The following is a 25,508-nucleotide window of genomic DNA, read 5'->3' as shown; positions in this document are numbered from 1 at the left end:
CGCCTCTTTAAACCCATCGAATGCTTGGTTAGTTGACGTCAGTGCGTCGCGTGGAATCCGCGACGCGCCAGTGGCCGGGGACGTTTGTGATTTCTATAGTACGCTTCCCGGCGGACTCTTTGAGCGATGCCAAGCAGCGGGGTCGTTCGGCAACACTGGATAGGGCAGGATCAAACGTCATTTTCGCCTGGAAACTCCGCAGTCGCGCATTTCATTTCTCTAGCTTTAGTGTGGCGGCCCGAGCGTCGTTCCTGCTGATTTAAAGCGCAGCAGGCTAGTGGGGTGGTCATAGCACTTGGCGTTCTGGACGGTCACAACGGCGACCGCAGACGAGTTTGAGATGTTAACATGGTGCACATCGAGGTTGTCCGTACCATCGCGGTGTTGGGTGTTCTTGCTAGCAATAGATAGAGCGGCTTGGTCGCGGCGTTAAGCGCAGTTCTTGCTACAGCGTTATCATTCTTGCGGGTTTGTCGAGTTTCTATTCCATGGTGCTCGCGTCCTGGCGTACCCACTCCCGCAATAGCGTCACCAACCAGGGCTCATCCAATTGCTCAAACAATCCGCGGTCTTTTGGAAGTCAGGTCGGTAGTCGAGGGCGGAGCGATTTTGAGCTTTAGTGCAAGGCAGGCTTGTAAAGGCAAAATCCGCTATTGCACCAAGCTTGCTGAGCGGGCGAGGTTGATAGTTGGTGCGACTCTGTCGCCGGGGCGACGGAGAGCGCTCGAAACGAGATCACATCAACGAGACAGGCCTCTTGTTGCCGGTTCACGCCGCTCGATCTGACTTTGAGGGCAGCGTAAATCGAAAAACTGCTCCCCGAGGATCGGCGGCGGCGGCCCACAGTCGTCCCCCGTGCGCTTCGACGATGGTGCGGCAGATCGATAGTCCCATCCCTAAGCCACTGGGCTTGGTCGAATTGAACGCCTCGAAGACGCGCTCAAGGTCCACAGAACTCAGACCCGGACCCGAGTCCTGGACCTCGACAAGCACGCCATCCGGTTCACTTTTACTAGTGGTGATCACCAGTCCTCGCATCTCCTCACAGACCGAGCTCATGGCTTCGATCGCGTTGATGATCAGGTTCATGATCACCTGTTGCACCTGCACCCGATCCCCTTGAACGAGCGGCAAGCCGTTCGCCAGGTGTGACTGCACTGAAATGCCATTCTTCTTGGCTTCACCATGGGTCAGAGCGATGACCTCCAAGATTGCCGCGTTGATGTCCACGGCTTCGCACCGGAGAGGCGCTTTCTTGAAGAGAGCGCGCATGCGGCCGACAACTTCGCCGAGACGGTTGCCATTTTCAAAGATCCGGTTGAGGGCCTGCCGAGCGTTCTCCAGGTCCGCTGGTTCTTTACTCAACCAGCGCAACGCGGCGGAAGCATTGTTTAGTGTCGCCCCGATTGGCTGGTTAACTTCATGGGCAATCGAGGCGGACAGGTGGCCCATTGTTGCGACACGATTCGCGTGCACAAGCTCCATCTGCATCTCAGTGTAACGTCGCTCGCTCTCGCGCATTTCCTCCTCTGCGCGCTTGCGCTCGGTTAAGTCGATCACGAAGGCAACGCCCTGATCATGTGGCTCACCGAGCGTCGCTGCCCCGACCAGTACTGGCACCCGACCGCCACTCTTCTGGAGGTACTCCTTCTCATAGGGGGGGGCGGTTCCGGTCGCTTCCAGCTCCGCCACTCGTCGGTCGTCGGCATCACGCCATTCGGTGGGCGTCATATCCCGCCAGCGCAGTCGACCGGAGATGAGATCGTTGCGGTCATATCCGACAATGCGGAGAAAGGCGTCATTTGCATCGATGATTCTGCCCTCAAGATCCCAAACGAAAATACCGATGATATTGGCGTCCACCAGTCGTCGAATCCTGGCTTCCCGCTCTGCTAGCTCGCGGTAGAGGCCTGCGTTCTCAATTGAGATAGCGGCTTGGGAAGCAAGTAGTGTGAGGACCACCATTCGGGCAGGAGTAAACGCGCCAGTCGCGAGGTTGTTCTCCAGATACAGTATGCCGACTAACCTGGTCTGCTTCAGTATCGGAAGACAGAGCACCGAACGTGAGCAGCGGTCGCGAACATAAACATCAGTCGAAAACGAGCTCTGACCTGAAGCATCGTGCAGGAGAACACTTTCTTTAGTCCGAAGGACGTAGTGAAACACAGACGTCGGCAGATCCGCGGCCGTGACGCGTGCCCGTTTCAGGGTAACGTTTACGGTGCCGTTGCTCGTTGTAGCCTCTGCTTCAATTTCAAAGTTGCCGGCTCGCGGCAGAATTAAGACACCTCGATCGGCTCCCGCATGTTCGATTGCCAGACTTAAGAGCGTGTCGATTAGTTTTTCGAAAACAATCTCCCCGGACACCGCTTCCGAGACTCTGATAACGGTAGCTAAATCAAGCTGCTCGTTGGGTGTTACCATCGTCGCCGTGAAACCCGAGATTGACTTGTCCACTTTGAGATGTGGATGAAGCTCCTCGAGTTGGCGAACTTTTCCGTCGGCGCCCCAGCGGAGATAGCAGGCCCGCGCCGCCCGCAGATAGGTGGTCGCAATCTCCTCTTGGCCGCGCTCTGCGTAGAAGCGCGCAGCAATCTCGTTGGTAATTGCCTGGTTGTGTACGAACCCGTATTTTTGAGCCTCGCGGATGGCCTGGTCGTACAGCTCCTGAGCGTTCAGCAACCGGCCTTCGATGCGGGCGATTTCGGCGGCGACCAAGGCAGCGCGGTCTTCAAAAGTGTCGGGGTCGACCTCCGCCCACGCTTGGAGCTGTCGGTGATGGTCCAGAACAGAATCGAAATGCAACGATCTCTGCTCCAGTGTAGCGTGACCGCAGACCGCCGCGTGCACCAACGCACCATAGAATCGATACTCCGCTAACTCGAAAGTCGCCGCCGACGTCCAAAGGAGAGGCTCCGCGTGCAGCGAGGCGTCGACCGCCGCTGCAAGGTCTCCGGAAAAAAAATGTGCCTGCAGCTTTCGCGTCCAATAATGGAACTCAGCGAGCAGTAGATCGGGGCTGCTAGCCAAGCGGTGCTCAGTATCCACTTCGCTGTATCCCTCATGATCCAGACGTCCGAACTGTGCAGTCAACCCGCGCAAGGTGAGGATCAGACCGAGTTGAGCTCCGCAGCGTTCTACGACCAGGCCAAAACGCACCCGCCTGGCAAATGCCAAGCCGTTCTCGCACTCCTTTTGCACTTCCTCGAGCGGATCCCCAGCTGCGAGGCCAACGGTGACGGCCAGCAGCTCGCACTCGGCTGTAAGATACTCGATTGAGTAAATCAGCCGGTGATTTCGTTCCCAAGTCTCATCTGAAAGAAGGGATCTGCCGGCTCTCAGATATTTGAGTGCTGAGTCGTAGGCCGTCGAGAGCTTCGCACGCCGGCCGGCGATCAAATTGAGTTCTGCGATGCGTTCCCGGTCATCTAAAGAGGTGATGAGATGAGAGCCCCGATTGAGTTGGTTGACGATCTCAAAAATCGCTTCTTCACGTTTTTCAGTGGGCGTGTGCTTGGCGAGGAGCATTCCCATCCGAAGATGAGCCTCGCCACGCAGATCCGTCGGTATAAGCGAATAGGCTGCTTCCTGGACGCGATCGTGCGTGAATCCATAGGAATTATCCGCACGAAAAATGAGGCCTAATCGCACGGCCTCCAAGAGACGGTCGTGCATGCTCTCGAGCGAGCCTTGATAGCCTATCCGGAGCATCTCGAAATCCGCGGTGTTGCCCAGGCAGGCGAGCTCCTGGAGTACCTTCTGCGTTGCGGGCTGAAGGCGCTTCAACTTCTCAATCATCAGCTCTGCGACATTATCCGTGAAGCCTTTGGCACGGATGCGACGCAAATCCCATACCCAACGCCGCGCGCTGTAATCAAACGTCAGGAGCCGTTCATCCACCAGAGTAGAAATGAACTGGATCGCGAAGTACGGATTCCCAGTGGTCTTCTCGTGAATCAAATCCGCCAGCGGCGCGGCACGCTCCAGTTGGCATTGAAGCGTGTCTGCTAGCAGTCTACCTAGATCGCCGCGACTGAGTGGCGTGAGAACGACGTCCTGCACCGCCGCTCCGGCCTGACGGATCGCGTCTAGCTTCCGTACCAAAGGATGGGTGGCATTGACCTCGTTGTCGCGATACGCACCAATAACCAGCAAGTGCCGCAAATCGATGTGCGTCAACAGATCTTGGAGGAGGTCAAGTGTTGCGACATCGAGCCATTGCATGTCATCTAGGAACAGGGCGAGGGGATGCTCAGTCCGCGCGAACACGCTGATGAAGCGTCGAAGTACAGTTTGAAAACGTTTTTGCGCCTCCTGCGGCGGCAATTCAGGCACTGGCGGCTGCTCGCCAATGACATGCGTCAATTCAGGAACGAGATCGACAAGGAGAAGTCCGTTCGCATCCAGCGCCTCGCGGAGTATGTTCCGCCATTTGCGAAGGTCTTCCTCACTTTGGCAGAGGAGCCCCTGGACCAGGCCCTGAAGCGCCTGGGCTAACGGGGCATGCGGAATGTCGCGCTTGTCACGTTCGGATTTGCCCGATGCAAACAAGCCGCGCGGCGGTACGAGCGATTTGTGGAGCTCGTTGACGACCGCGGATTTGCCGATGCCAGAATGTCCAGAGACCAGCACCAGTTCCGCCCGGCCACCGCCCACGATGCGGTCGAAGGCGTTAAGCAGGCGGTCAACCTCCCGGTCTCTCCCATACAGCTTTTCCGGAACCCTAAGGCGATCCGGGACGTCTCGAGCGCCAGGAGTGAAGTCATCGATCCGTCGCTGGGACTGCCATTGTGTCAGGCAGTGCCGAAGATCGCTCTCGACTCCGGCCGCTGTCTGATACCGTTCCTCCGCCGTCTTGGAGAGCAACTTCATCGTGATCGCAGATACTGAGACCGGCACGGTGCCAACGCGCTCGCTGGGCGCGGGGGGTTGTTGGGCGATGTGGCAGTGCACCCATTCCATCGGGTCCGAGGCCAGGAATGGAAGGCTCCCGGTAAGCATTTCGTAGAACGTCACTCCAAGCGAGTAGAGATCGCTCCGAGAATCGATCGATCGATTCATTCGTCCCGTCTGCTCGGGCGCCATGTATGCGAGAGTTCCCGCGATAAGCTCAGGAGCTTCGGGCGACTGGCGCTCGCGCGGAATCTGGGACGCGATTCCGAATCCGGTTAGCCAGGCGTTGTAGGCGTTGTCGACGAAAGCGTTCGCAGGCTTGATATCCTTATGTATGAGGCCCTGCTGATGGACTTGACCAAGTGTTCGTGCCAACCCGATGGCGGTACTGAGGAAGCAAGTCAGGTCGAGCGGTCGCCCTTGGTCACGCTTGAGAATCAGATCGAGCGGCTGCCCGCCAGGGTCCTTGAGCAAAAGGATCGTCCGACCGTCGTGACGAGTAATGGCCAGAGGCTTGGCAGCCCAAGCGGGATCGAGTTCGGCTGCCAGCGAGTATTCGTGCATGAGCCGCCTCATGCTCTGAGGCGGTGGGGGCTCAACAAGTGCAATAGCTAGGACCGGCGAGGAGTCGTCGTGCTTTCGGCCGCGGTAGAGCGTGAAGTCCGCGCTCTCGCGCAGGGGCAGGAGGACGTATCCCGAGAGCCCTGGGATAGGTGACATTCTTGTCGCCACAGCATCACCACTTCAGAGTATTCATTTGGATAGGATGCTCACAGGAACGAAGTATCAATGGCCGAGCGCAGACTTGGTTCGATCGTTCTAACGAAGTGAGACTTTCCAGGGAGAGCCAACGAGGATGGCGACGGCCCCCAGTGCTCTGGGAGTTGTCTTCTTGGGATCATTGTTCTCTTGACGGCATTGGAGCGCCGCGACAAGGTCTCGACGCAGACAACATCTCCCTGCAGGCGCGCCGCCGCGCAAATCCCTTTGGTAATTCGCCACAAAAGGGCGTGCGCATGACGCGCGTGGCGTGGTCATGCGCATTCTCCGAGTGGCGATCGCGGCGCCGCAAAGATATTCCTCGACGTAATGCAAGTAAACCTGAGCCAGCCTATCGCACCATAATTTACCTACCATCATTTCGCGGGCTTAGCATTCCAGACTCAGAAGGCCCCGATCGTTTTTGTGATCGATGATGATCCCTTCACTCGCGGGTCACTCAGCAGCTTGTTCCGTTCGGTCGGCTCGGAAAAGGTTAAAGCGTTGGCTTCCGCAGCCGAACTGCTTGAAATCATCACCCGCTCCAGCGTTCCGGCCGGCGTGTTCAACCTCGTCGTCGGCTCGGGCTCGACGCCCGCGCCAAGCCGACGACCGATCAGCAAGCTGCCTAACCTTCACGCAGCGCCATCATAGCGCTGCCCGGCTCTCGCGCGCATGTGTCAATCAGGCGGTCTTCGTCGCATGCGTACGATGCGCAACACGCCCGGATCAATAGATATCGCTGACGATCCGGATGCCCGTTAGATGGCCACCAGCGGACGCGGATTGGGCGTCGTCGGCTATAATATCCTGGGCGCGGTGGGCACCGCGAAACCATCTGATTGTTACGCACGAGGTCATAAACGTCGGCCGACAACGGCCGCCCCGATTCCATCCGTTTGCACGCAACCAAGACCCTGAACGGACATATCGGGATCACTGCTTCCAGAGAAGAAAAAAGGCGCTTAGTACCAGGCGGGAGATTGTAAATCAGACGCCGGCGGCCGCCTTCATTTCACCCGCGAGTTCATCGTAGCAGACCATCCACGCCTCACGAACGGCGGGCGTGAGATCCTCTCCAAGCGCCTGTTCGAGGGTCCAGAGCAGCGCTCCCCGCAGCGCATCGTAGTCGGCGAGCTTAACCCCGTACTCGACATGGCGGACGGCAAGGTCATGGATCGCGGGCGAAAGTTGATCCGGCGCCGGTAGATTGTAGACGACCATAGCGAGCATGGTCATTAGCTTGACGCCCTGAATACGCAAGTCGTTTCTGAACAGCGACCGAAGATTCGGATTGGTGGCGAATAGCCGCTCGTAGAACAACGCCGCGGTGACCTCTGGCATCACTGCCAGCTTGGCGAAGGTAGTCTGGACAAGCTCCTGCTGCACAGCATCCACGATGTCATTTCCTTTGCGTGCGGGCGCGGCTCAAGGGGCTGCGTGCGACACATATAGCAATCGGATGCGACCCCTCAGGCGCATAGAAACGTCGTGCAATCTGACGCATCTGATTAGCACTCAATTTTCGTGGGTCACTAAATCATTCGCACGGAAGCAGTTGCGAAGTCGTCTCATTTAGCGCCGAGCAACGTCTCACTTAGCGCCAAGCGGGAGATCGCCCCGAACATTCACGATGTGTCGTTCCCTGTCGTGCGCTGGCTATTTATTCGTTCTTGCGATGTCGCACGCAGCATCGTGGGCGGGCTACCGAACTCGCTTGCGAACGCGCGATAAAACGTCGCCATACTGTTGAACCCCCAGCCAAGAGCTATATCGATCACCGATCGGTCGGCTCCCGCCGCGTCGGCGACGGCGTCGCGGCACCGAAGCAGTCTCTCGCGCGAAACGTATCGGGCGAAACTGATATTGTTAGCCTCGAACAACCGATGCAGCTGGCGCGCCGAGATGTCGAGTGCGGCCGCGGCGCTGGCGGGGGTCAGGGAAGGATCGGCGAGATGCAGGTCGACGTAACGCTTGACGGCCGCGAGCCGCGCCGAATGTAGCGAATCCCGCCCCCGATTGATGCCTTCAGCGGAGATGTTACAGTTCAGTGCCACGAGACCGCAAAGATTGCGCAGCACGGCTTCACCATGTTCGTTGGGGAGCAGCGGGGCCTGCGCCTTCGCCGCATCAAAAGCTGCGCCGAGCAGCGAGCCGAGCGGCGAGGCACCGGCCAACCGATACGGGCGTTCCAGTCGGCCCCCGGTTATAATCGGCGAGAGTGCAGCCCGCGGGATGATTAGCAGATCGAACGACGCTGGGCCTTTCCATTCTGCGTCGAATTGCCATTCGGTCGAGCTTATGCAGAAATCACCGGGCTCATGAATCAGGTCGACTGGCGTGCTGCGTGCCGCGGCCCTCCAGATGACCGGCGCGCGAAATCGGCGGACGAAGAACGCTTCGGTCTTGTCCTTGGCAACGTCGGCCGCCGTCCGTTGGACCCTCTTAAGTCCCGAACTTATCTCCAGCAGCGCAAATTCACCTGCGATCGATCCGCTCGCTTCCGCGCGAAAGGCAGCGGGATCCGGAATCTCGCCCGGCGTGATGCTATGGGCCAGCTTCGCGAAATAGTCGCACCAGAACCTCACGCGGTCGTGCGGTGCAATGTGGTCCGTGGAAAAATGGACTTGCATGACCATCCCTTGGGCCGACCAAATGCCTTGGAACCTAATCTTAGACCGGTCACATGGGCAAAGCGAGGGCGCCAGGTTCGGGGGCTGCCACTTTTTGAGGACGTGGAGAGTTCCTTTGCGTCTCGATTCCAGCGCGCGAACTGATCGCTGCACCCGCCTCTCCGCGGCCTTAACGGAACAAGGACCGCATGGCGATCGGCGCAAAATGAGACGTCGTGCGGCGCACGGTGAGACGACGGTAACGACCTGGGAGGCTATGCTTGCTCAAATTCGAGTGTAAGGCCGAATAGATCTATGAAGAGTATGGGTATGCAAAGGAGGTTGAAAATGACAACCAACGCAACGAACACGATGATTGTAGAAGGTGACTTCGATAGAATCGACTTCAGAGGAGAAATCGTGGACGGGCACCTCGTCGCAAAAGGCATTCTCGCAGATCAGGCGGCAATGGATTCCATCCCAGTAGGAATATACGTTCTCGAAAAGGATGCGACCGTCGTCAAGTGCAACAAAGCTGCGATTGCAGGTTGGGGGCGCACGCCGTCTCTTGGAACTTCGGAGAAGTTTTGTGGGTCACACCTTCTTCGTTACCCCTCGGGCGAAGTGATGCCGCACGAACATGCGCCACCTTCCGTGGTGATCAATAACGGCGGCACTGTTCGAAACGCGGACGTAATTTGCGAGCAACCGAATGGTAATCGTCTTCTAGCTCTCGTGAATGTCTTCCCTATTCGAGACAACGAGGACGAAGTGATCGGAGCAGTCAATATTTTCCGTCACAACACCAGCAAGACTGTTCCTGGCCTTGTCTCCGAATCCGGAAGTGGTTCTGATTCCAAGGCCGATGGAGAGGAGCAGTGAAGATCCCCTTCGCTGTCTAGAGGCGGGCCTGGATCTTGACGGGTTGCTGCTTGGAAATCCGATGTTTGGCTTGTCTGCCGCAGCCCGGCTCGCCGGTGCCCAAATGAAGTGCGCTGACTAGACGCTTTATCGCTCGAGGTGGAGGTAAATGTGGGATCAAAGCGTCGAGGCGAATGGGAGCGCGAGATGTGTGCCGCCGGGCGGCTTCCCCCCGGACAGTCGCTGACGCTGAAGTCGCCGGTGATACATGTGGGTTCGGTGCCGATCTTTCGTCCGGGGTCGTGGGATTTCCGTGTATTCGGGCTAGTAGAAATGCAGCTGCGGCTTTCGTGGGAAGAGTTTTCTAATCTGCCGCAGACAGAGCTATCTGCGGACATGCACTGCGTCAATGGCTGGAGCCGCTTCGATAACAATTGGGGAGGATTGCTCGTCACAGAATTGATGAAGCGCGTGAAGTTGCGGCCAGAAGCGCGGCATGTAATGGTCCATGGCGAGAACAAATACACGGCAAACCTACCAATCGCGGATTTTCTGCGCCCGACTACAATATTAGCCCTGCGGCATGACGGCGAACCCCTTGCGGCCGAGCACGGCCACCCGCTGCGGCTCGTGGTGCCAAACCTCTATGCGTATAAGAGCGTGAAGTGGGTGCGCGCGATCCAGTTCTTGGATCGCGAGTCGCCGGGTCTATGGGAATTTAATGGCTATCACCTTTACGGTGACCCGTTCAAAGAGCAACGATCTTCGAGCTGAGCATCCGAACCCGATGTTAGCCCCTCACCTGGGGGCGTGAACTTGGTCTAACGACAGGAGATTTACGTCGATAGACCACCGCGGACCCGAGCCAGTCGATCAGGGAAAGCTTCCACTAATTTTTGGGAAGATCGCGCTCAGGGGCTGAAGAGGCGCGAGTCATCACGTCTCCTTCTAAATTGTGGCCGCGTGTGGCTAGGCCTTCGTCCGAGCCGGAGAAATCATTCGAGGTGTTGAGCAGCGGCTCCGCGCGCGCGGTGTAGTGGAAATTCGGACCTCCGGACGGACGAGTAAGGGCAGCGATTTCTTAGTCCATACTTCACGATAGTCAGGCCGAACGTTAACGGCGCAATAACCGAACTTCTCGTTGAACGACGGCAGCCCATTGAGCGGTCATTCAAATGTTTACCGGTTTCGAGCGCTGCAGAGCAGATTGGACGCATCCGAGCAAATCCTCGTCGTAGATGGGTTTGGCCAGGTAGCAAACGACGCCCTGACGCAGAGCCTGAACTCGCGCGCTGTCATCCGGGTAGGCTGTGATCAGAATCGTTGGAAGGTCGTAGCCAGATCCGGTCAAGAAGCTATGCAGCTCCACCCCTGTCATTTGCGGCATATGGACATCAACGATCAAACAGGACGCATGGCAGAAGTTAGGAGTCGCCAAAAAATCCGCTGCGGAGGGGAAGGACGCAACATCAAATCCCATTGCCTGCATGAGGCCCGTCAATGCCGCGCGAGATTGGTCATCATCATCGATGATCGAAATGCGAATCTCGTTAGACATGTCCCCACCCTGATTGTTGGGGGATGCGGTGCGCCGCATCTCTCGTCTGTGTCCATTTCCAGGAGCGCACGGTGACTATGCACTCAGCATAACATAACGACAGGGCTCTGGATTGGCGATTATACGGTGGACGGGGAACACCACACTTCGGGACAATGGGTGCTATATTTTGGAATAATTGCTGCAGAGCTTCTGAATAGTCCAAGCCAGTTTCTGGCTCGCCTGAAGCCTGAAAGCGATCAGGACCCGGGGGACTTTATACCGAGCGTCTCCGCCATTTTGACAAGCTCGGCCAGCGATTGAGTACCCATCTTTTGCATCACATGGGCACGGTGCGCCTTTACGGTAATCTCAGCGACATCTAGTTCGAAAGCGATCTGCTTGTTTTTTAAACCAGTGGTCACGAGAGCCAATACTTCTCGCTCGCGCGGGCTCAATCGCTCGTAACGCGACCTAAGGTCTGTGAGCCGCTGCTCAGTCTTCCGCCGCGTTCGATCCCGATCTAGCGCGATCGACACTGCATCCAGCATGTCTTGCTCTCGGAACGGCTTGGTCAGAAAGTCCACAGCCCCGGCCTTCATCGCCTTGACTGACATCGGGATGTCGCCGTGGCCAGTCATGAAGATGATAGGAATCGAGGCGCTCTTTTTCGACAGCTCCGTTTGCAAATCGAGGCCGCCCAAACCCGGCAATCTGACATCAAGTACTAGGCAGCTCACCACGTCGGGGAACAAGCCGGTTTGGAGCAATTCCGCGGCCGACCCAAACAGCTTGACCTTGAACCCGACCGAGCTGAAGAGAGCTCCGAGTGAGTCGCGGAAGTCCTTGTCGTCGTCCACAACGACAATAATTGGCTCCTCCGCTACCGCAAGCGTTCGAATAGAATGCTGCGCCACTGGTGCTTTTCTCCTGACACGCACTATGAAAAATATCACCTTCGCGATGGTCATTCAATGCACGATGCCACGCGAGTTCCATGGCGGAACGCCGAATTATTGGCCGCAGGAAGTTCGCCTGGTCAATCGTCGCCAGCGCCCGAGAATTGCGGAGCGCCCGTAGGGCCGGAACGACGGCATCCGTGCTTTGTGCTTCCTTTCTTCCTGCGTGTAGCCCCAGGATGATAAAATCGACCTCACAGCTACTGGCGACTATGGGGGCATCGCAGGCCCAGATCTCCGACTCGGCGTGTGTTGACGGATATTGCGGTCTGAGGATTTAGTGGGATTTAAGCGCTCGAAGCTGCCGTTGCGGCAACGTCCTCGGCTGTCCCTCCTGGAGGCATCTCCTCATCCGGGGGTGCGAACTGCTAACGGGCCGCGAAAGCTCGATCGTTCTCATCGCAATGTTGCGCGAGGTGCCTTCACCTCTCGATTAGTGAAGGTGGTCGCGAAGTCTTCGGTTATTCTTCTGTCATACGAGAATCCAGGCTTCGGCGGTAATCGGCAGGTGCAATTCCTGTCGCCTTCCGGAACGCCGTCGCGAACGCGTTACGACTATTGAAGCCTAACGCCCGCCCGATCTCCGTCATCGAACACGGCCGGCCCGCCAGCAGTAACTTCGCCTGCTCAACACGCTGGTTGGTCTGGTAGCGATGTGGCGGCACTCCGAGAGATTGCTTGAAGACGCGGCAGAAATGATGCGGACTGAGACGCACCAGCTGTGCTAGTATGCGGATAGGAATCCGCTCATTGACATGCTCGCGAATGTAGGCGGTGACAAGCCGTTGTTGCCACGGGGCCAGGCCGCCTTGGAGCTGAGGTTTAATGCTGGGCAGCCCGGAAGTGAAGCGTACGAGTTCGTGTATGAGCAGAGTGCCGAGACTGTTGAAGTAGAGTGGGTCTGCTGCAGGGCCATCCACAAGCGTCTTCAGCTTGATTGCGGTGTGGCAGAGTGTGTCGTCCTCGAATAACAGACGTGGAGCTATCGAGGATCCAGCGAGACCTGGATTAGAAAGGCCCGAAAGCTTGTCCGGCTCGAAGTAGAAGTACATGAGCCGCATCTGCGACCCGCGCAGCTCGTGCCAGTCAGAAAATTCGAGGCCCGCCGGTACGAATGCCAGTTTCCGCTCGAGTTTTCGGAGCGCAGATCGCGGCAGACCCTCCACGAATGACTCTCCGTCCCGGCGCTCTCCCGTCTCGTACATAACGAGCATATGCATTGGAGCCCGGAAATGGTTTTGGATTTTGCCTCGTCCGGTAAATCGCACAGATTCGGCCGCCATTCCGTGCCCATTTATCTTGACGCGTGCCACGGCTTGGGAGGGGGAGATTTCGACGACAGGATGGGCCGCGCCCGTTGCGAGGTGACTGTCCAATCGGCGAGCTGTATCAAAAACGGAGGAGGCGTGGTCGTCTTCAATGTTTCGGGACCGGGTTATCGGGAGCAATACTTGCGAACTTGGTACCTGTTGCCGATCATCACGGTCCCGCGAGGAATCGCGAAGCGTCTCCGAGGTGCCGCGTAAACGAACCTGGTGCAGTTTGACTCCCAATGTGGACGTCGGAAGACGTAGGTGGCCGTCTGACATCGCTTCTCCTGTTCGCTTAAGTTGGCTTCGTGCTGTCAGCTGCCTTCTTTCGGCTAAACGCATGGGTTCTACCTCCGGGTTCCCATTCAGACCTTGTTCATCCGCTCGTTTGTCATGGTGGCGGTGACCGTGCGGGCAGCGGTTCGAGCGCCGGCTTTCTTCGCCCGAAATGCCCGGCGAATGGCTCGAGGTGAGCTTGCCGTGCGGCAGCCCGGTCCTCAATTGCACTCGCATTTGCCCGTCTGATAGGAAGGGCGAAACCGGGATAAACCTTTTCGGAGCCGGACTGCGACTTTGGCATATCCAAGCTTCGACTTGTGCGGGGCCTGAATCACCAAGGCGGAATTCTGAACCATCGTGCGCGCCCCCGATTCTGCTAGATGTCTCTCAAGGTCGGGGCGCATGCTACGAAGAAACACAATACCAGAGAGGCAGGGCGGCGGGTCCTTGCCTGGCAACGGCTGTTGTTCCAGTGCCTATTGTAGCCGTGGCCCCAATTTTGGTGCAGCTCTACTTAGCCGTGCCGATTAGTCCGACCTGAAACAAGTCAAGTCTAAGGTGGTAGCATCGCGGCGCGTTGGCCTGCGACCTTCTGTCGAGTGCAACCAAGTTGCGCGCCTAATCTTCTCGCGGTCAGAACAATATCGACCACTTATTGCTGGCGCGAGATCGCTCTCACGAGTTCGATCAGGGAGTCAGGCTTCGAAGACGCGTGGCCGATTGTTTACCGGTGCACTTGACCGCGATGGCCATTTGGAAAGGTACCGATGATGCCGACCCCGTGACCGCGTATTTTCTACTGGGCCCATGAGACTTTGGTCAGCCAATTGCGATATCCCTAACTCCCGCCGTACTGGTCATGATCGTAGGCCTGCAGGATGCGGACAAAGTCGGCCATGCTGGATTGATCCCGATTTTCCGCCACAGGCCCAAGTTGTGTGTTGGGCGTCGGCGAGCTCCCTCGCCAAAACCAGATTAGGAGATGCACGATGTTTTTCATGGCCGGCTCTCCGCAGCGAACCGTCGAACTAAGGGCTTGCGGGATCGGCGACGCACGTTTCGGTCAGGGGAAAGGTCGGTCGGGCGCTACGCCGCCGACCTTATCCTGCAACTGCCTGCTCGCGGGCCGGTTCCGTTGCGTTTCATTCCGTATCAACGGCTAGCACGGAGCGCGTGATTGAGACCATTGGGCGCAGGTATCAAGTAACAGTACAGAGGTATTGGTTAAATAAAACGCCGGTCTAATCGGAATGGCGTACGCAAAAGGAAGGCCGCCTGCGTTGCCACAAGCGGCCCAAGTCTAGGGAGGAGCCCAAGATGGGCAGCGATGGCGGGGGGGGGGAGGACCATCGCGGCTTGATACATACGATGATCGCGATCGGCGGCTCAATTGAACGCCAGTACAGACCAGTCATCCAAATGGAGCAATGGTCCTATACGAAAGCTTAAGGCGCTCGCTGCACACGACGAACCGCTTCTGCAGACATAAGCGCGAGGCTTTACCGCACTCGACTATCCGCCTGGCGATAACTGCCCCTCAGGGTCGACTGCCGCGAGCGAGGAGTGCGGATAGCTATTGCATGCTTCAATCGTTATCACGATAAGCATGCGTCAGACGCGAGGCAGTTTCTCCAGGTGATCGCGCATCCCACCGGCTGTCCACCTCCTCCTTGGCAGCTAAGTGACCACATAACACCGAGGCTCAGAGCGTGGCTAAATAAATTTCGTGCGAAATCCGCGTGATGGACTAAGTGGATCTCCCGATAGAAATGTCTAATCTCCGATCTTCGGGCATCGAAATGATAACCGAGGGTAATTTGCGAACCCGCGCCTCGTGTGATGCAATACTCATCGGCTTTGCAGGCGAAATGAGAGCAGAGTCCCTACGCGAGCCGCGTTAGGAAGGGAGCGAGTCTCCGCCTGCTGGTTGGCTTCGAGGAGATCGAAAGTTGAAGCTGAGCTTTAGTGCCTACAGCAACCCAGGCAATTTCGTGCGCGTCGCCGCAAAGCTGCTGCCTTTGCTTTGGGGGTCGACAGCAGTCGCCTTCGCGATTGGTCTATTTGGAACGTTCGACGCGCCCCCCGACTACCAGCAAGGTGAAACTGCGCGAATTATGTACATCCACGTCCCCGCCGCCTGGACCGCAATGCTTGCCTATGCATTCATGGCGGTGTCTGCGTTCGGATCCTTGGTATGGCGTCATCCACTCGCCGATGCGGCTCAAAAGGCGGCAGCGCCCCTCGGCGCAGCTTTCACTTTCATTTGCCTCGTCACGGGTTCGCTATGGGGCAAACCAATGTGGGGCACTTATTGGGTCTGGGATGCACGGCTGACCTCCATGCTGGTTCTGCTTCTCATTTATCTCGGTCTCATCGCGCTCTGGCAGACAATCGAGGACCCGAGTAGGGCGGGACGGGCAGTTTCGATTATGACCCTGGTAGGTCTTATCGATATTCCGATTGTGAAGTTCTCGGTTGATTGGTGGAACACGCTTCACCAACCCGCGTCGGTGTTCCGAATGGAGGGCTCGGCGATTGCTGGCTCGATGCTATGGCCGCTGATCGTTATGGCCTTTGCATACTCGCTCTTGTTCGTGACGCTCCACGTCATGTCAGTTCGTAACGAGATCATGCGACGCCGAGCCCGACGCCTCGCGATCACGCGGGCCGCTAATGGCGAAGCGGCGATGGCTCGCATGCTGACTGCCGAAAGAGGTTCCTGAGCATATGTTGCGACATGACGGATTCATAATGGCGGCATTTCTGGTGACGGGGACCGTCCTGGCGGGAATGATCGTGGCGGTGTTTATCGACTATGGCCTTCAGCACCGTACGTTGGCGCGCCTTCTTGAGCACTCGGAACGGCGCGGTCGCGCATGAGTAACATCCAGGCCTCAACTCACGTTTCATTGCGCGCCTCGACGCGCCGACGCGCACTGGCCCGCTTGGGGGTGGTGATCCCATTATTGGTCTTCTGCGGAATTGCAACATTGCTTCTGGTGCGGCTCGGGGCCGGTGACCCCTCACTCGTGCCCTCAGCTCTGATCGGCAGGTCAGTACCGCAATTTGCGCTGATGCCGCTCGAAGGGCTTTCAACATCCGCTCCACCTGGCTTGTCGAGCGCAGATTTGCGGAGAGGGCACGTGACGATCTTAAACGTGTTCGCGTCATGGTGCGTTGAATGTAGGCAAGAAGAAGGGGCCCTGATGGCATTGGCAAGGGACCCCACGCTGCAGCGACATGGCGTGAAACTCTCCGGGATTGTCTACAAAGACGATCCCAAAACTGCGCTGGCCTATCTTGCCGCTCACGGCAACCCGTTCGCACAGGTCGGCACTGATCCATCGGGCCGAACGGGGATTGATTTCGGCGTCTATGGCGTTCCCGAGACATATGTGATCAAGGGCGATGGCACAATTGTATACAAGCTGGTTGGTGGCATCTCGGATGTAAGCCTGCCTGGTTTGATGGACGCCATTGCCGAGGCTGAGGGCCCATGACGGTTGCATTGCACGCTCTCCATCCCTCTGGAATTGAATGCAAGAAGGATCGTTTCTTGCCCCAGCGTTGTAGTGCCCCGTCCGCTGCATTGTTCGGGAATTCCGAGTTGGCAATGAAAGCGGAACAGTGAGGTGGACCGACCCTTACTGGCGGCGCATGCCGGCGGATGGTGCGGTGGCGAGGACGAACGGAGGTCTTTGAAAACGTGGTGTGGGCCATTTTTGGAATGATGACGTCGTCAGTCGTGCTGGCGCTGGCCCGGTCGCTCTCTGAGCGGCGCGAAGCTTTTCACGCTCGCGATTCCGATGTGACGTTCTATCGCGATCTTCTGACCGAAACGGATGAGGACGTGCGCAGCGGAATGCTAGCACCTGAGGACTCTGTGACGACTCGCGCCGAAATCGAGCGCCGGCTGCTCGCTTCACTCAACTCGGCGCCCGAGGGCTGGTCGCATACGTCGCGCCGCGGAGGTCAGCGACGCGCCGCAGCTTTGGCGATCGTCTTAGTCCTGCCGCTCGTCGCATTCGCGTCGTACCTCAAAGTCGGCGCTCCCAGCCAACCTGACATGCCGATCGCATCGAGGCAGTCCAATGCAGATTTTAACCTCGCTGCCGCAGTTCCTGACATCCACGCCGGCCAAGCGGGAGCTGACATTGAAAGGCTCCGTCCAGAGCAACGGAGCAACGCGATCCGAGGAATGGTAGCGGAGCTCGCCGAGAAGCTATCGAAGGACGGACATCACCTTCAAGGATGGCTACAACTTATTAGGTCTTACGCGGCATTGGGTGAGCACAAGAAAGCTGAGGCGGCCGTCGCAAGCGCACGTGCTCAGCTAGCAGACGACGCGCAAGCGTCGGCTCGCGTCGATGAACTCGTCAGACAGCTTCGTTTAGAGGAGTAGATCTTGACGCGAAAGAGCAGGCGCCTTGCTATCATCAGCGCAGCTGGCGTCACTTTGACGATCGCGATAGGGCTCATCCTGTTCGCGTTGCGGGACAGTATTGTATTTTTTTATGGGCCAAGCGAACTGGCCGCAAAGGCGCCGCCGCCTGGCACCCGGCTGCGCATCGGCGGCCTAGTTAAAAGTGGCTCTCTTACTCACGAGGGTTCGTCGACTGTCATCTTCGCGGTGACAGACTTAAAACACGACGTCGAAGTCAGCTACACCGGATTGTTGCCGGATCTCTTCCGGGAAGGACAGGGCGTCGTCGCCGAGGGCACCGTGGAAGGACCGAGCCGTTTTCATGCGGACACCGTGCTAGCAAAACACGACGAGCGATATATGCCCAAGGAGGTAGCTGACAAGCTCAAGCAAGAAGGTACTTGGCGCAACGAAAGATCTGCGCGAGCGCAATTAGCGCCGCTCCCACGAAACATCCCAGCTGATGGGACCACCAGATGATCATCGAAACCGGACATTACGCGCTCGCTTTGGCTCTCGCCGTCGCGCTGCTTCAATCAATTCTGCCACTCTGGGGAACCCGTACTGGAGATACGGCACTTACTTCAATCGCGGTCCCTGCCGCAATCACCCAGTTCCTGCTCCTAGGTTATGCCTTCGCAGCACTGACTTACGCCCATGTGGCGTCTGACTTCAGTCTCGTGACAGTCGCCGAGAACTCACTCACCACCAAACCACTTATATACAAAATCGCGGGCGTCTGGGGCAATCACGAAGGATCCATGCTGCTTTGGGTTCTGATTCTCGCGGCTTTTGGAGCGGCTGTAGCGATTTTCGAACACGCCATGGCAAACGAGCTACGCGCGAATACGCTGGCCGTGCAAGGCTGGATCTCGCTTGCCTTCCTCAGTTTCATTCTGTTCACCTCCGATCCCTTCTTGCGACGATTTCCGGCGCCGTTTGAGGGCCAGGACCTTAATCCGCTGCTTCAAGACCCGGGCCTCGCCATACACCCGCCGCTGCTTTACGTCGGCTATGTCGGTTCTTCGATCGTGTTCTCCTTCGCGGTAGCCGCGCTGATCAGCGGCCGGCTAGACGCTGCTTGGGCCCGCTACGTGCGGCCCTGGATACTGATTGCCTGGATATTTTTGACGCTTGGCATCGCCATGGGGTCGTACTGGGCCTATTACACCCTAGGCTGGGGCGGATTCTGGTTCTGGGATCCGGTCGAAAACGCGTCACTAATGCCCTGGCTTGCGGGCACCGCGCTCCTCCATTCGGCTGCTGTCATGGAAAAGCGTGAAGCCCTCAAGATTTGGACACTGTTCCTGGCGATACTTACGTTCTCGCTGTCGCTGCTGGGTACGTTCCTCGTGCGCTCCGGAGTACTTACCTCCGTCCATTCGTTCGCCAGTGACCCAGCTCGCGGGGTCTTCATCTTGGTCATACTGACCGTATTCATCGGCGGACCACTCGCGCTCTACGCGTGGCGTGCGCCCCCCCTGAGCGAGCGTAGCGTGTTCGCACCCGTTTCACGCGAGAGTGCGCTGGCAGTCAACAACCTGCTGCTGACTACCTGCTGCGTCACGGTTCTGACCGGCACGCTCTATCCGCTCGCGCTTGAGGCGCTGACCGGAGACAAGATCTCGGTCGGCGCGCCGTTTTTTAATTTAGCGCTCGGCCCGCTCGTAGCGCCTATCGTTCTGCTGATGCCGCTCGGTCAGTCGATCGCCTGGAAACGCGGCGACCTGCTCGGCGCAGCGCAACGGGTAACGTTCGCAGCCTTGGGTGGTCTTGTAGTCTCAATTGTGCTTGTTGCCGTCATCCGGGGCGGCTCCGTCTTCTCCGCAGCCGGTCTCGGTCTCGCCGTCTACCTCATCGTCGGTTCGTTCACCGATGTGGCGTCGCGTATCTGGGCACGAGGGCAAGGCGGCCGGGTTATGCTAGCCCGCGCGATCGGGCTGCCGCGCTCCGCGTGGGGTGGGGCGATCGCTCACGCGGGCCTGGGCCTTACACTCATGGGCTTGGCGGCGACGGGTTGGGGTGTGGAGCGGATCGCGACCGTCAAGTTAGGTCAGAGGATCGATCTTGGCCCTTATCAAGCGACCATAGAGAAATTTCAATCGCGGCAGGGCCCGAACTACACAGAGCTCGTCGGCCATACGATTATCAGCAAGGGCGGTGCATACGTGACAGCCGTCGAGCCAGCCAAGCGCAGCTTTCCCACACGACAGACAACCGTCACCGAGGCAGGCATCGTAACGCTGAGTTTTGGGCAGATCTACATTTCGCTTGGGGACCGCCACGCGGATGGTTCGGTTGATGCGCGCCTGTTCTGGAAGCCGCTCGTGACGAGCATCTGGATCGGTGCGGTCATTATGGCGTTCGGAGGGATGGTATCCTTGTCCGACAGACGCCTCCGAATTGGCTTCGCGCGCCGCGCGGCTCGCCTTCGCGTCGCCGACGGCCCTGCAGCGCCGGAGCCCGCCGAATGACGCGGCTTCGTCGCATTCTTCTGCTTTCGATCGTACTCGCAAGCGTCGCTCCTAGCTTGGCGAGGGCGGTTCAGCCGGATGAAGTCCTGACCAACCCGAAACTCGAGGTACGCGCGCGCGCTATTTCCGCCGGACTGCGTTGTCTGGTCTGTCAAAATGAGTCTATCGACGATTCCAAGGCAGAACTCGCGCGGGACCTTCGCCTGCTAGTGCGCGAGCGCCTTAAGCTAGGAGAGAGTGATGAGCAGGTCCGCGCTTTTCTGGTAAAGCGCTACGGAAACTTTATCCTGCTGAAACCGCCAATCGACTTGGAAACCGCTCTCCTTTGGGGAATGCCGGCTTTGGTGCTCGGAGCGGGCGCCATCGCTCTCCTGTTCGGATTGCGCCGCCAGCAGTCCACGCCAGCGGCACCATTGAGCCAAGCCGAGCGGGATCAGCTTGCCGTTTTGTTTGACTCCGATAGCCCGCTTTAGGCTCCTCCTGAGGTCAAGTTCGGGCAATGCCGAAATCGTTCCACAACAGTGCCCCGAAAGAAAACTCAATCGTTGCATGCCTCATTATTCTCCTGCGCTACGAAGAGCTGAGGCCGCAGCTATCGGAGCGAGCGCGATGGACGCGAGCCCGAGCGCGCAGAGGACCAGGAACGGTGTCAAAAAGGGAATTGTGGCACTTTGCGCCGCGGAGACACCGAAGATCAGCACCGGTACGGCTAGTGGCACGACGAGGATCGATAGCAACAGACCGCCGCGCCGCAGGGTGACAGTAAGGGCCGCCCCGATCGCCCCTAGAAAGGTGAACGTCGGCGTACCAACCAACAACGTTGCTGCTACCGATCGGAGGGCCGGGCCATCCAAATTAAACATCAGGCCAAAGAGGGGCGAGAGCATAACGAGCGGCAGCCCTGTCATAAACCAGTGAGCCATGCACTTCACAAGAACAATGAGTTCTAAGGGCGCCGGCGACAGCAACATTTGGTCGAGCGAACCGTCCTCTTGATCCGCCTGAAACAGACGGTCGAGGCCCAATAGACTCGCGAGAAGTGCCGCTATCCATAGAATTGCCGGGCCGATCCGCGACAGCAAACGCAGGTCAGGCCCGATTGCGAATGGTACGACCGTTACGAGACTGAGGAAAAAGACCAGACCGAGAATCCCGCCGCCCCCGATGCGGCGGGCCAGCATGAGGTCGCGAACAAAAACGACGAGGAGAATACGGGTCATGATTCCCGTCCGGTATCGCTATTGGGTTGACACCGCTCCACTGAAATCGGAAGAGCAGCGTGATCTCTTCTTGCCCGACCTCGAGACAGACAGCTACCTGGGCTGCGACCGCCCTTCAGCGAAATGGCCATTACCTGGTTCCAAGCCTGACTTGGATTGTCCCTGCCAGACCAAGAGGTTCGTGGGTCGCGGTCAGCGTCAATCCTCCGCTTCCGAGATGGCCCGCGACGATAGCCTTCAGTAAGGCGCGCGCGTGCCGGTCGAGTGCAGTCAGCGGTTCGTCGAGCAGCCATAGAGGTCGATCGACGATCAAGAGCCGGGCCAATGCGACGCGGCGACGCTGCCCCGCGGAGAGATAACCGACTGGCAGATCGAGAACATGAGCCAATTCCATGCAGTCCAGCGCCTGTAAGGCGGTTCGCCGGTCCCGCCCCAAAAATCCCAGGCCGACCTCGAGGTTTTCGCGGGCGGTCAACGCCGATTTCAGCCCGTCGAGATGGCCCACGTAGTGGAGGCGTTCTGCCAGGGGCACAGAATCCGCAGCTTCGGATTCCACCCACGACATGCGGCCGGATCTCAGTGGAAAAAAACCGGCGATCGCGCGCAAGAGTGTAGATTTGCCCACTCCGTTGGGACCCGTCACTTCGGCGATTTGGCCCGAGCTTAGTTGCAAAGATATCCCGCCGAGCAGGATGCGCTCGCCGCGCGCCACAGACAGATCTTCGATCAGCAGATGGGAGCGCTGTATTTTATCCATTTTCAGTTCTCGTTATCCGATGCTTCTCTGAGTTCGTTTTCAACGAACGGTCGTGTGGAGGCTTATCGAAATGACTGGCGATTTTGGACAAACGTGTTCGAGCGGTTTCGGGGGAAGAACGGTCCAGAGGCCGAGGAGGTTCGCTCTTCGGGGCCGCCCATTAAACGGATGCGAGCCCGATTGTGAACGCCGACGGCAAGATGTGCCACGGGAGCGCCCATACAAACTTGAAAGGGATGTTCCATTGCCCCAACTTGCTGCCTCGGCTGCACCACCGGGACTCCCGACGCCCTCAGAGTGTACTCTGCGCCGCCGGTAAGCCGACGGCCCGGTGATGAAGCCGGGTAAGCGGTCGCGAAAGGAGCGCTACCGATTACGTCTCTCAGGAAAGAGAAAGGGCGCCCCAGGTCTCAGCCAGCGCAGCTGCGAGTTCCGCTATGTGGGTATCTGCGTGATAAGGCGACGGCGTGATCCGCAGCCGCTCCGTCCCGCGCGGGACCGTCGGATAGTTGATCGGCTGGATATAGATGGCGTGGCGCTGTAGAAGGCGATCGGCTGCCGCCTTGCACAACTCCGCATCGCCGACAATCACAGGCACGATGTGGGTTTCGGTCGGTAGAACCGGAAGCCCGGCGGCTTTGAGTGCCTCTTTCGTTGCGGCTGCCTGTCGTTGTTGTGCTTCGCGCTCGGCAGACGAGTGTTTCAAGTGGCGAACAGACGCACGCGCTGCGGCGGCAATCGGTGGAGGGAGGGCGGTCGTGAAGATGAATCCGGGCGCGAAGCTGCGCACCGCATCGCAAATAGATCGCGATGCCGAGATATAGCCGCCAATGCAGCCAAATCCCTTAGCGAGAGTACCCTCGATCACCGTCAAGCGGTGCATCACGCCTTCGCGCTCGCTGATTCCGCCGCCCCGAGCGCCATAGAGGCCGACGGCGTGAACCTCATCAAGGTAGGTCATTGCCCCATACCGCTCGGCAAGGTCGCAGATTGCGCCAATCGGCGCCACATCGCCGTCCATTGAGTAGACGGATTCGAACACGACGAGCTTGGGGCCGCTTCCTGCCTCGCGCAGCAAGCCCTCAAGGTGACCAAGGTCGTTGTGGCGGAAAATCCGCTTTTCGCAACCTGATTGACGAATGCCTTCGATAATCGAATTGTGGTTGAATGCATCAGAAAAGATTACGCACCCTGGGATCAGCTTACCGATTGTGGATATGCTGGCCTGATTCGATACATAGCCGGAGGTGAAGACGAGACTTGCCTCCTTGCCATGCAGATCAGCAAGTTCTTCCTCTAAATCAACTAAGGGCGAACTATTCCCTGCGATGTTGCGAGTTCCACCTGCTCCTGCACCGCAGCGGTGCGCCGCGGCCGTCAGCGCGCTCACGACCTCCGGATGTTGTCCCATGCCCAGGTAATCATTCGAGCACCAAACCGTGATATCAGTAACGGCCCCGTCAGGACTGCGCCATTTGGCGGTTGGGAAGCGGCCGCAGACGCGTTCGATGTTAGCGAAGACGCGATAGCGTTGTTCCCCACGCAGGCGCTCAAGAGAGTCGTTGAAATAGCGCTCGTATATTTCGTTCGCACAATTGACGGAACCCCAGACGAAGCTCGCTGGAGGCGTCGTCAACGCGCGTTTCATGCACGATATGTCCGAGCACGAGTGTGTGTCCGTACACGAATGTCCATTATCGGAGCTTCCGTGCGCTGAATGCTTCGCTTGAGGCTCAGCCGATACGTCCAGATCGTCCATGTCAACTTTCCCTATCCGTCGCTCGAGCATAGGTCGACCATAGCCTATCACGCAGCGCACTTCGCACTCGTCTCAGTTATGGTTTTAAAACCCTCCGGTTATGATCGAGCGACGCCACCTGAGGCAGCTCAGACCTAACCCAAGCCGCCGTCCTTTTTTGCATCGTGCGTACGCCGCTCTGATGCAAAATTGCGCCGGTCGCGGCTTAGTTCCGGAAGCTAAGTCAACTGTACGACGGGATCAGTCAGATCGGCGAGATAGTTCGTCGCTCACCGGACCCGAAGTTGCCGCCCAGATCATAGTCCAAGATGCTCGATGGCTGTTCACCAGTGAAGAGCTGGGTGATCCGGACCGGCAGGGGTCGAAGTGAACAAAGCCGAGCCGAGGCTCGCCTCTCGATCGTAGTGTCATGCACCCAAAGTGTGACGTAGGAGACCTCTTCAACGCTGGCGCGGTGCAGGTGTCGACGTTCGACAGACTATGCCTTCTGAAAGAGAAGTGACTTCATCAAACACGATGAACATTAGCTCGTAAGCTGCGCTGACACGACAATCGCTCGGAAGGGGGGCAAATCGCGAGCGAATGGACGAGATGCAAATTAGGTTGACCGAGCAGGGCTTGCTATTGGCCGGCAGACTGCACTGGCCCCTTCCGCGGAATTGCGTGCGATATGTGGACCGACAAGATTGGACGCTCAATGGTCAAATCTGCAGATGAGCAAAGTGTCGAGCTCATCAGCGAGGCCGGGACATGGCGATTAGTCGGCAACTCGGTGCGTCGCGTTGCTAGGAAACAGAGGAGTCGACGATCAACCTTCGATAGTTCGAAAGCGCGTCATTTCCATCGGGCATTGATTTCATGCCCCTTTGTTGCTTTCGCCCTGTGGCAACCATGCCTAGTTTGATTTGCGAGTTGTTGATGAGACCACCCTCGCAAAGATGCAGTCATTGCCTCATCGGCAATATCGAGCTGTCAAAGGAGAGAGACTATGAGACGCACCGTATTGGCACTTTCCACCGTCCTTGGCGTTGGCGCTCTAGCAACCGCAGTTTTCGCGCAGCAACCGCAACTACCACCACCCGACGATTGGCACGCGACCGGCCGCTATCTTCCTGAATACACGAAAGACGGCGACCTCATTCTGCCGAAGAATTTTCACGAATGGGTTTACGTTGGATCCCCAACAACACCCAATTTCTTAAACCCGCCCCAGGCTAATTTCCCGGAATTTCACAACGTATATATCGAGCCTGGCTCTTACGAGATCTACAAAAAAACGGGAGTCTTTCCTGAAGGAACGATTTTTGTGAAGGAACTGCAGCTCTTGCAGCCCGCCACCAATCCGGACGGTTCGAGAACTGAGCCATCGGGTAAAGGGTTCTTCCCGGGTCCCTTCAACGGTGCGGATGTGACTGTCAAGGACTCCGAAAGATATAAGGCAAGTCACGGCTGGGGCTATTTCAACTTCAACCATTTTGAACCAAAGGCCGCCTCTGCGAAAGTCCGGCCTGTCGAGGAATGCGGCTATTGTCACATCGCAAACGCGAAGCGGGACGACGTATGGACGCAGTTCTACGCGTTGCTTGACGAAGTGCCGCTACCGCCCGGCCAGAATCACTCCAAGAAAATGCCGCCCAACGAGAATCCGTCTATCAAGAAGTAGGG

Annotated in this window: 19 protein-coding genes; 9 read left to right on the top strand and 10 right to left on the bottom strand. The window is 57.9% G+C overall.

The window, feature by feature from the left end; translation table 11 throughout:
* Positions 1-768: 768 nt before the first annotated feature.
* From Q0687_RS31190 to Q0687_RS31175, 4 genes are all read right to left on the bottom strand, one after another.
* Positions 769-5,457, bottom strand: coding sequence for an AAA family ATPase (locus Q0687_RS31190; RefSeq protein ID WP_298885423.1), 4,689 nt, complete (start codon positions 5,455-5,457; stop codon positions 769-771).
* Positions 5,458-6,056: 599 nt separating this feature from the next.
* A complete protein-coding gene (locus Q0687_RS31185) occupies positions 6,057-6,275 on the bottom strand; it encodes a hypothetical protein (RefSeq protein WP_298885422.1) in 219 nt (72 codons plus the stop codon).
* Between the two features lie 367 nt (positions 6,276-6,642).
* Positions 6,643-7,050 carry a globin domain-containing protein gene (locus Q0687_RS31180; protein ID WP_298885420.1) on the bottom strand — a complete coding sequence of 136 codons (408 nt, stop codon included), beginning with the start codon at positions 7,048-7,050 and terminating at the stop codon, positions 6,643-6,645.
* A gap of 230 nt (positions 7,051-7,280) precedes the next feature.
* Positions 7,281-8,285 (bottom strand): helix-turn-helix domain-containing protein, encoded by a 1,005-nt coding sequence (locus Q0687_RS31175; protein ID WP_298885418.1) that lies wholly within the window; start codon positions 8,283-8,285, stop codon positions 7,281-7,283.
* Positions 8,286-8,612: 327 nt separating this feature from the next.
* Between Q0687_RS31175 and Q0687_RS31170 the strand changes: the two genes are divergently transcribed.
* Positions 8,613-9,146 (top strand): PAS domain-containing protein, encoded by a 534-nt coding sequence (locus tag Q0687_RS31170; RefSeq protein WP_298885416.1) that lies wholly within the window; start codon positions 8,613-8,615, stop codon positions 9,144-9,146.
* 150 nt (positions 9,147-9,296) lie between these two features.
* A complete protein-coding gene (locus Q0687_RS31165; RefSeq protein WP_298885414.1) occupies positions 9,297-9,899 on the top strand; it encodes a sulfite oxidase-like oxidoreductase in 603 nt (200 codons plus the stop codon).
* 397 nt (positions 9,900-10,296) lie between these two features.
* Here the strand turns inward: Q0687_RS31165 and Q0687_RS31160 are convergent, their stop codons facing one another.
* The 3 genes from Q0687_RS31160 to Q0687_RS31150 form a co-directional block, all read right to left on the bottom strand.
* On the bottom strand, positions 10,297-10,683 hold the full coding sequence (locus Q0687_RS31160) for a response regulator (RefSeq protein WP_298885412.1): 387 nt from the start codon (positions 10,681-10,683) through the stop codon (positions 10,297-10,299).
* Between the two features lie 239 nt (positions 10,684-10,922).
* A complete protein-coding gene (locus tag Q0687_RS31155; RefSeq protein ID WP_298885410.1) occupies positions 10,923-11,633 on the bottom strand; it encodes a response regulator transcription factor in 711 nt (236 codons plus the stop codon).
* Between the two features lie 449 nt (positions 11,634-12,082).
* Positions 12,083-12,787 (bottom strand): AraC family transcriptional regulator, encoded by a 705-nt coding sequence (locus Q0687_RS31150; protein WP_298885407.1) that lies wholly within the window; start codon positions 12,785-12,787, stop codon positions 12,083-12,085.
* A 2,372-nt stretch (positions 12,788-15,159) separates the two neighbouring features.
* On the opposite strand from Q0687_RS31150, the gene Q0687_RS31145 reads away from it, so the two are divergent.
* The 6 genes from Q0687_RS31145 (at position 15,160) to Q0687_RS31120 (ending at position 20,580) form a co-directional block, all read left to right on the top strand.
* Positions 15,160-15,933 carry a heme ABC transporter permease gene (locus tag Q0687_RS31145; protein ID WP_298885405.1) on the top strand — a complete coding sequence of 258 codons (774 nt, stop codon included), beginning with the start codon at positions 15,160-15,162 and terminating at the stop codon, positions 15,931-15,933.
* Between the two features lie 153 nt (positions 15,934-16,086).
* Positions 16,087-16,710 carry a DsbE family thiol:disulfide interchange protein gene (locus tag Q0687_RS31140; RefSeq protein WP_298885403.1) on the top strand — a complete coding sequence of 208 codons (624 nt, stop codon included), beginning with the start codon at positions 16,087-16,089 and terminating at the stop codon, positions 16,708-16,710.
* Positions 16,711-16,916: 206 nt separating this feature from the next.
* Positions 16,917-17,612 (top strand): c-type cytochrome biogenesis protein CcmI, encoded by a 696-nt coding sequence (gene ccmI, locus Q0687_RS31135; protein WP_298885401.1) that lies wholly within the window; start codon positions 16,917-16,919, stop codon positions 17,610-17,612.
* 3 nt (positions 17,613-17,615) lie between these two features.
* Positions 17,616-18,113 (top strand): cytochrome c maturation protein CcmE, encoded by a 498-nt coding sequence (ccmE, locus tag Q0687_RS31130; RefSeq protein WP_298885399.1) that lies wholly within the window; start codon positions 17,616-17,618, stop codon positions 18,111-18,113.
* Complete coding sequence (locus Q0687_RS31125; RefSeq protein ID WP_298885397.1) at positions 18,110-20,107, top strand: heme lyase CcmF/NrfE family subunit; 1,998 nt, start codon at positions 18,110-18,112, stop codon at positions 20,105-20,107. The genes ccmE and Q0687_RS31125 overlap by 4 nt, the downstream gene beginning before the upstream one ends.
* Positions 20,104-20,580 carry a cytochrome c-type biogenesis protein gene (locus Q0687_RS31120; RefSeq protein ID WP_298885395.1) on the top strand — a complete coding sequence of 159 codons (477 nt, stop codon included), beginning with the start codon at positions 20,104-20,106 and terminating at the stop codon, positions 20,578-20,580. The genes Q0687_RS31125 and Q0687_RS31120 overlap by 4 nt, the downstream gene beginning before the upstream one ends.
* 84 nt (positions 20,581-20,664) lie before the next feature.
* Here Q0687_RS31120 and ccmB read toward each other — a convergent pair whose 3' ends face one another.
* The 3 genes from ccmB to hemA all read right to left on the bottom strand — a co-directional run bounded on the left by ccmB (position 20,665) and on the right by hemA (position 23,732).
* A complete protein-coding gene (gene ccmB / locus Q0687_RS31115) occupies positions 20,665-21,327 on the bottom strand; it encodes a heme exporter protein CcmB (protein WP_298885393.1) in 663 nt (220 codons plus the stop codon).
* 130 nt (positions 21,328-21,457) lie between these two features.
* Positions 21,458-22,084 carry a heme ABC exporter ATP-binding protein CcmA gene (ccmA, locus tag Q0687_RS31110; protein WP_298885391.1) on the bottom strand — a complete coding sequence of 209 codons (627 nt, stop codon included), beginning with the start codon at positions 22,082-22,084 and terminating at the stop codon, positions 21,458-21,460.
* Between the two features lie 382 nt (positions 22,085-22,466).
* A complete protein-coding gene (gene hemA / locus Q0687_RS31105; RefSeq protein ID WP_298885390.1) occupies positions 22,467-23,732 on the bottom strand; it encodes a 5-aminolevulinate synthase in 1,266 nt (421 codons plus the stop codon).
* Between the two features lie 1,099 nt (positions 23,733-24,831).
* On the opposite strand from hemA, the gene Q0687_RS31100 reads away from it, so the two are divergent.
* Positions 24,832-25,506 (top strand): cytochrome P460 family protein, encoded by a 675-nt coding sequence (locus tag Q0687_RS31100; protein WP_298885389.1) that lies wholly within the window; start codon positions 24,832-24,834, stop codon positions 25,504-25,506.
* Positions 25,507-25,508: the final 2 nt, after the last annotated feature.

This window comes from uncultured Bradyrhizobium sp. (genome assembly GCF_936928535.1).
GTDB lineage: Bacteria > Pseudomonadota > Alphaproteobacteria > Rhizobiales > Xanthobacteraceae > Bradyrhizobium.
The sequence above is the reverse complement of the archived record's forward strand: the minus strand, read 5'-3'. Positions and strand labels throughout refer to the sequence as shown.